The sequence below is a fragment of the Endozoicomonas sp. SESOKO2 genome (assembly GCF_024606245.1).
GTDB lineage: Bacteria > Pseudomonadota > Gammaproteobacteria > Pseudomonadales > Endozoicomonadaceae > Endozoicomonas_A.
Genome location: NZ_JAHHPQ010000517.1, coordinates 1 through 7,140, shown reverse-complemented (window position 1 = coordinate 7,140; position 7,140 = coordinate 1). Strand labels below are relative to the sequence as shown.

The 7,140-nt window shown below is 49.1% G+C and carries 5 protein-coding genes; all 5 read left to right on the top strand.

Features of this window, described 5'->3' with window-relative positions; all coding sequences use genetic code 11:
- The first annotated feature begins 212 nt into the window (after positions 1-212).
- Positions 213-1,526 carry a branched-chain amino acid transport system II carrier protein gene (gene brnQ / locus KDK17_RS12435; RefSeq protein ID WP_257279709.1) on the top strand — a complete coding sequence of 438 codons (1,314 nt, stop codon included), beginning with the start codon at positions 213-215 and terminating at the stop codon, positions 1,524-1,526.
- A 117-nt stretch (positions 1,527-1,643) separates the two neighbouring features.
- Positions 1,644-2,798, top strand: a complete 1,155-nt coding sequence (locus KDK17_RS12430) for a RimK/LysX family protein (RefSeq protein ID WP_257279710.1) — start codon at positions 1,644-1,646, stop codon at positions 2,796-2,798.
- A gap of 8 nt (positions 2,799-2,806) precedes the next feature.
- Positions 2,807-4,348, top strand: a complete 1,542-nt coding sequence (locus KDK17_RS12425; protein ID WP_257279711.1) for a UUP1 family membrane protein — start codon at positions 2,807-2,809, stop codon at positions 4,346-4,348.
- A 3-nt stretch (positions 4,349-4,351) separates the two neighbouring features.
- Positions 4,352-5,320 carry an alpha-L-glutamate ligase-like protein gene (locus KDK17_RS12420; RefSeq protein ID WP_257279712.1) on the top strand — a complete coding sequence of 323 codons (969 nt, stop codon included), beginning with the start codon at positions 4,352-4,354 and terminating at the stop codon, positions 5,318-5,320.
- Positions 5,321-5,466: 146 nt separating this feature from the next.
- The coding region (locus KDK17_RS12415; protein WP_257288195.1) for a 7TM-DISM domain-containing protein at positions 5,467-7,140 on the top strand (1,674 nt) is incomplete at its 3' end.

Genomic DNA, 7,140 nt, shown 5'->3' with positions numbered 1-7,140 from the left:
CCCTATAATGAAGACCCAATGAGCAGAAGATTAACAAAAGTTAATCTTCTGCTCATCTTGAATAAATTCCAGCCAAAGGGCAGATCAGACTACCACTTTCCGAAATTGCGTCCATACTGTTTGTTTAGTGCAAAAACCGTTCGTCTCCCGGGACTGGAGATGGACATCTGCTTCTGACCAGATAAACATTCAACAAAGGCAGAACCTGACGCATGAAGCACCGATTAAGCCTTCAGAATATTGTTGGTATGGGGTTCATGACCTTCGCCATGTTCCTTGGCGCGGGCAATCTCATATTTCCTCCATTAGCAGGTCAACTGGCTGGTACCCAGGTCTGGCTTGCAGCTGCCGGGTTTCTGATAACAGGTGTTCTTCTACCTCTACTGGCCGTAGTCATGATTTCCAGGGTTGGAGGAGGCTTTAATGAGATCACCCGTGAACTGCCGCGCAGCGCGATTGTCCTGATGGGTTGTTTTATCTACATCATTGTTGTCCCGATTTATGGTGTGCCAAGAACCGGCCTTGTTGCTTATGAAATGGGTGTCATCCCGTTTTTGGAAGAGCCTGATAGCATTTCCAGGCTGGCATACAGCATCATTTTCTTTGGAATTGCCTGGTACCTCAGCCTGTATCCGGGCAAATTACTTGAATCAGTTGGCAAGATCATTACACCAGCCCTTATTCTGTTACTGGTGGTTCTTGGCGTCTCCCCAATCATCTCCCCTATGGGAGAAGCCGGTGAACCCATGAACGGATATCTGGAGAATCCTTTCTTTCGAGGGTTTCTTGAAGGCTACATGACGATGGACGCCCTGGCTGCACTGTTGTTCGGCATTGTCATCATCACCAATCTGAAATCTCACGGCATTACTTCACCCGGCGCCCTGGTCAGATATTCTGTCATAACGGGCTGTATAGCGGCTTTCGGACTGGCGCTGGTCTACCTGTCTCTCTTCAATCTGGGTGCCCAGAGCCGCGAAGTCATCCCGCAACCGGAAAACGGCGGCCAGATTTTATCCGTTTATGTCCACAAGCTGTTTGGTATCTATGGCAATGTACTGCTTGCAACAGTCGTGACACTGGCCTGTCTAACTACCGCAATTGGTTTGATCACTGCTGCTTCGAAGTATTTCTGTGATCTCTCTGAAAAACTCAATTACAAGGCAATTGTCGCCACCATCAGTTTCTCCTGCATGATGTTTGCAAACCTTAACCTGAACCAGATGATCGAACTGTTTATCCCTGTCTTGCTCATACTTTACCCGGTCTCTATTGCCTTGATTCTTCTGGGGCTGATCAGGAGCCTCATGCCCAACCCTCAACTGGTATACAGGGCTACTCTCCTTGTCACCTTCTTACTCAGCCTGGTTGATGCCAGTAAGGGTTTAAGCCATCCTATTGCAAGACACCTGTTAACGCCTTTTCAGTCTCTGCCAGGGTACGACTTTAACTTAAGCTGGGTTGTGCCCTTTGCAGTGACTGTTGTGCTGTCCTGCCTGATTGGTAAACGCATTACGTTATCGTAACCTGTTCATTAGACCAACGTCTTGGCAAGTAACCAAACATCAAGTAAGCTGCTCGACTTGCGATAGACCATCGCGGCTACCATTCACTCATTTTATGTATAAATAAGTAGCTTACCCATGACCCGTTTTCCGGCATTACCCGCGGTTATCCTGATGATATCCGCTCTGACTGGCTGCCAGGTGCTGCAACAACCTGCTCAGACTAAGGACAGTCAAAAGACCTCTAAGACTGAAACCGCAGCAACCGATCCAGAACATAAAACAGAAGAAGAGCAAGGCAATAAACCTTCCAAGCCTCCTTTCCCGGATACCATTTCTGTCAAACAACAACTGGTTCAGACTCCTGCCCGTGTTGGGGGAAAACTGGTTCTGGGTTTTGCAGAGATAGGCACTCTCACAGAATACGGTCTGGAAATGAATGCCAAGATCGATACCGGTGCAGGACGCTCCTCGATTGATGCCAGAAACATTAAGAACTTTGAACGGGATGGCAAAAAGTGGGTTCGCTTTGATCTCCCCAGAACCAGCAAGGGCAATGTCTCTCTGGAACTGCCCGTCAAAGACACCATCCAGATCAAGGTTCCGGGTGAGGAAAAGTCCCAGACTCGTTATGTTGTCAACATGAACATCAAGGTCGGCGATATTACCCAGAACCTGGATGTCTCATTGAACGACAGAGCTCGTTTTGAATTCCCGCTGCTTATTGGTCGCGATTTTCTCAAGGATATGGCCATCGCCAATGTTGGCAAGAAATACATCGCAAACGAGAAAGTGCTCGATACAGTGACCGTCAAGGTTCCAGCTGACGACAAACTGAGAGTAAAGAAACAGATCGACAGGCCAGTGGATGTCAGTGGTCTTGCTTTGTTAGGCGAGCTTGAGCAGGTACATATCAAAGGATTCAAGAACGCATTCAAGGCACGTATTGATACAGGCGCAAAAACGTCTTCTATCAATGCCACAGATATTAAATATTTCACCAAGAATGGTGAAAAGTGGGTTCGCTTCAAGGTTGTCAATGATGGCAAAAGCCAGACCTTTGAGCGCAAGGTTCATCGTGAAGTTTCAATCAAACGACATGGCGGTCTGGCAAACCAGGACCGAGTCACTGTCTTTATTCCCATTACATTGGGACAGATCTCGAAGAATGTTGAATTTACTCTGACCAACCGCACCGGCTTCGAATACCCAATCCTTATTGGTGAAAGACTCCTGAGCAATACGGCTCTGGTTGATGTTGCCCGGCAAAATATTGCCGAAACAAAAAAGTGAGGTTTTGAATGAAAGGACGTTTTCAACTCAGTCTGGCGGTGGTCATTTTGATCACAGCAGGTCTGGGCCTGACTTTATACAAACACTTTGCCCTGGGGTTCCCCTTAACCCGGGGAGAAACCACCACCGTCTGGAGTGTTGAGGCTGAGATACAATTCAAGGCTGACGGTGGACCTGCCAAGGCATCCCTGACCCTGCCCGATCAGCAATCCGGTTTTCGTATTCTAAATGAGTCTTTTGCTTCTCCGGGCTATGGCATTAACCAATATGATGAGGAAGGGCAACGTCGCGCAGAGTGGAGCATCCGCAAGGCCAGCGGTAAACAGAGCCTGTTTTACAAGGTGAGCCTGCATCCGGACCGACAGCTGGTGGAACCTTTGGCTCCTCCTGTTGAAGAGGACGACGACACACTAAAAGCTAAACCTTCACTGCCAGAACCCTACCAGACCGCCGCAGACTCATTACTGGAACAGGTGAAAGAACGATCCGCTGATAGTCGAAGTTTTACAGGCACGCTGATCAAGGAATTTATAGCCCAACAGCCCAGCCAGAATACCAACATGCTCTTGAGCATGATTGATAGCCGTGCTGAACTCACCAATCTGCTGATCGAGATGCTCTCCATGGCCGATATTCCGGCCCGGGTTGTTCGAGGCCTTTACCTTGAAGACGGCAGGCGTCGTCAGCCCATAGTAGAGATGCTGGAAGTCTATACCAATGACGGTTGGGTACTCTTTGATCCTGAAACCGGTGTATCCGGCAACCCGGAAAACTTCTTCCTCTGGCAACGCGGTGGCAAATCCTTGCTGGATGTCATGGGTGGGACAGCGTCCCGGGTCTCCTTTTCTATGATTTCCCAGAACGAGCCCACAAGGGATCTGGCCATTGAAACTTCTCGAGCTGACAATGCAGCCCTGGTCGATTTCTCTATCTACGCCCTGCCCCTGGAAGTTCAAAATGCCTTCAAGAGTATTCTGCTGATTCCCATTGGTACTCTGGTCGTACTGATTATGCGCATCCTGGTCGGCCTGAGAACCTCAGGAACCTTTATGCCCGTCCTGATCTCCGTGGCCTTCCTGGAAACCCAGTTACTACCAGGTCTGATTATCTTTGTCACCATTGTTTCCATCGGCCTCTGGATACGCTCGATATTGAGTCAGCTCAATATGCTCCTTGTCGCGCGATTGGCGGCGGTCATCATCGTCGTTATAGGCATAATGGGAGTTATGAGTGTACTCAGCTGGAAGATGGGGATTACCCAAGCTCTGACCGTCACCTTCTTCCCGATGATTATTCTGGCATGGACCATTGAGAGGATGTCTATCCTCTGGGAAGAAGAAGGCCCGAAAGACGTTCTGATTGAAGGCTCTGGCAGCCTGCTGGTGGCCACTATGAGTTACCTGCTGATGTCCAATCCACTGGTTGAACACCTGACCTATAACTTCCCGGAGCTATTGCTGACCGTACTGGGTCTGACTCTGATGTTAGGCCAATACACCGGCTACCGTCTATTGGAACTTCGTCGCTTCAAGCCTCTGGTTGGAGGTTAACCCATGGAGTTCATCAAACGGTTTTTCCGCAGTTTTGCCAGCCCTTCCAGCCTCCACGAGGCTGGAATTCTCAGCATGAACATGCGCAACCTGGATTATGTTATTAAATACAATCCCCGCAAACTGCTCCCCCAGGTGGACGATAAACTCACCACCAAAAGGATGGCAGAAAAAGCCAATGTAGACGTCCCCAAACTGCTGGGTATTGTGGAATACCAGCACGATATTAAAAATCTGAGCATCCTGCTTGAAGAACACAACAGTTTCGTGATCAAGCCAGCCCAGGGCAGTGGCGGCAAGGGCATCCTGGTCATCGTGGGTCGCGATGGTGCGAGGTATGTAAAAGCCAGTGGCGACACCCTGGAATTTGAAGACATCAACCGCCATGTTTCCAATATTCTGGGAGGCCTTTACAGCCTTGGTGGTAAAAGTGATGTAGCCATGATTGAGAGCCTGATTGTGGCAGATCCGGTATTCAATGACTACAGCTTTGAAGGCGTACCGGACATCCGTATGATTGTTTTCCGGGGCTTTCCCGTCATGGGTATGTTGCGTCTGGCCACCCGGGCTTCCGATGGCAAGGCCAACCTGCACCAGGGAGCCGTTGGAGTGGGTCTGGACATAGCTTCCGGCAAAAGCTTGAGAGCCGTTCAGTTTGATCTGCCGATTAATCAGCATCCTGACACGGGTCACAGCTTTGAAAAACTGGAAGTACCTCACTGGGACAAACTGCTCAAGCTGACTTCAGCCTGTTATGACATGACTGGATTGGGATATCTGGGCGTGGACATTGTTCTGGATGAAAGGGATGGTCCACTGATCCTTGAACTCAATGCCCGTCCCGGTCTGGCCATCCAGATCGCCAATGACCGTGGCATCCAGCCCCGCCTGGAGCTGATAGAGTCTCTGCCCAACTGGAATATGCCTATTAAAGAGAAAGTCGCATTCTCTAAAGAGCACTTTGCCATGTAATCTCCACTACATCAGGGCTCAGCGCCCTGATGTACGCTTCTCAAACCATTCATCAAAAACATCACTGATAAGTTAACTGAGTGATGAGACCGCCTTCCCTCCTTGGCCTGAAGACCTTGTCTGTGTCACAATCGTTTAAAGAGTGAATGGATTTAAGAATCAACCCTAATAAAAATGAAAAGCTGTCACTTCGTCATGGAGGACTGCCTGAATTGCAGGTTCTAATGATCTACTCATTCTGTTCGCAAAGAACAGTCATCTCCATCAGGACTTTACTGGTCATTCTGCTGACCTTTGTTGTCAGTCAGACTGCCCGGGCGACTGCTGTTGCAGAATCTTCAGAGGCTGGACCGGTTAAACTGGCCGGCTTCCTGACCCCGGTTTCAGCACCGAAAGCAATTCTGACTGGTAAACACCCCGAAACCAGTGATCGCTGGTACAAGCTCCGCCTGAACCTGAACCACTCTCTTAATTCTGACTGGTTGCTGGTATTCAGAAGAACCCCTCACAAAAAACTCGATGTGTTCACACCTTCCGAAAAAGGTTATCGAATGACTTCATTGGGCATTAGCGGTCATAACCGCAATTCAGACCCCAGAGTTCTGAAACTTATTCTGCCTGATAACAAGATTCACGATATTTATTTACGGGTGGACAACGCAGAGCCTAACAGATTGAATCCCAGCCTCTGGCCACAGTCACTCTATATGCTGGATGAGTACAAGAACCAAGCCTTTTCAGCTTCATTACTGGCACTGCTTCTGCTTTTTCTCATCGTTACAGCGGCCGCGATGATCTACACCCGACACCCATCATACCTGTTGCTTGCTGCACATCTGCTGGCTACCACTTCACTGGTTGTATTATACCAAGGCAACATTTTCTGGATAATCAAAGGAGTCGGGAATCCCGGATTCTGGGTACTGACCGTGGCAGTCATCAGCCTTGCTTCGGCTCTGGGCTGCTACAAAAATCTTGGCTTGCTGGCGCTCTTCACTCCCAAGGCAGACAGACTGATACTCTGGCTTTGCTGCCTGTCGGTCGGATTCACTCTCAGCTTCTTCGTCACACAACAAATCTTGTTACTCAATGGGGCATTTTTATTGATCGCTCTGGCCGCAGTCCTCCTCACTGCCAGCCTGCTGACCATTTTTTCTCAGGGTGTAAGACCTGCCAAACTGGCTTTACCGGTCACGACCACACTGTTCCTTGCCTTATTCAGCAGCTGGGTCTCAAAGGACTGGCCCAGAGTCATACCCAGTCAGGCAGAACTGGCATTAATTGCTCTGCAATCCATGCTGATTACCGGCCTTTACTGGGTTAACCGCAAACATAAGAATCGTCAGGCTATCTCAATCAACCTGGTCAACAACTACACCGATAAGCGACAAGTCTTTGATCTCGCCCTGCGGAAACACCTTCAGCCCGCCAACAATGCCCTCGCGGATGAAAGGGCCATTCGAAAACGCATCCTGGCAACTCTGGATGCGGTAATGCCCGGAACACCCTCTATGATATTGGTTAAAAATAAAGATCAATGGGGTGTTAGCAGCCATTACCCCAAAGCCGCCCGGATTCTAAAAAGCAGTATTGAGACTATTGAAGATGAGCTAACGGATATCATTGGCTCAGAGCAAGAGCACCATATCCGGCTTGAAGATCGTAACGGCGTTAAATACTGGATATTTTTGCTTCACACCGAAGAAAACCACCATACTCTACTGGTAGTCTCACCGGGAAGCCAGCCCGGGAAATCCTTGAAATGGCAGCAGATAACCAACATCAGCACCCATGCCCGAACCCTGTTTCAGGCCAATCAG

Excerpts from the sequence above, each read along its gene's own strand:
- KDK17_RS12420 (WP_257279712.1), top strand. The coding sequence starts at position 4,352 with ATGGAGTTCATCAAACGGTTTTTCCGCAGTTTTGCCAGCCCTTCCAGC.
- brnQ (WP_257279709.1), top strand. The coding sequence starts at position 213 with ATGAAGCACCGATTAAGCCTTCAGAATATTGTTGGTATGGGGTTCATG.
- KDK17_RS12430 (WP_257279710.1), top strand. The coding sequence starts at position 1,644 with ATGACCCGTTTTCCGGCATTACCCGCGGTTATCCTGATGATATCCGCT.
- KDK17_RS12425 (WP_257279711.1), top strand. The coding sequence starts at position 2,807 with ATGAAAGGACGTTTTCAACTCAGTCTGGCGGTGGTCATTTTGATCACA.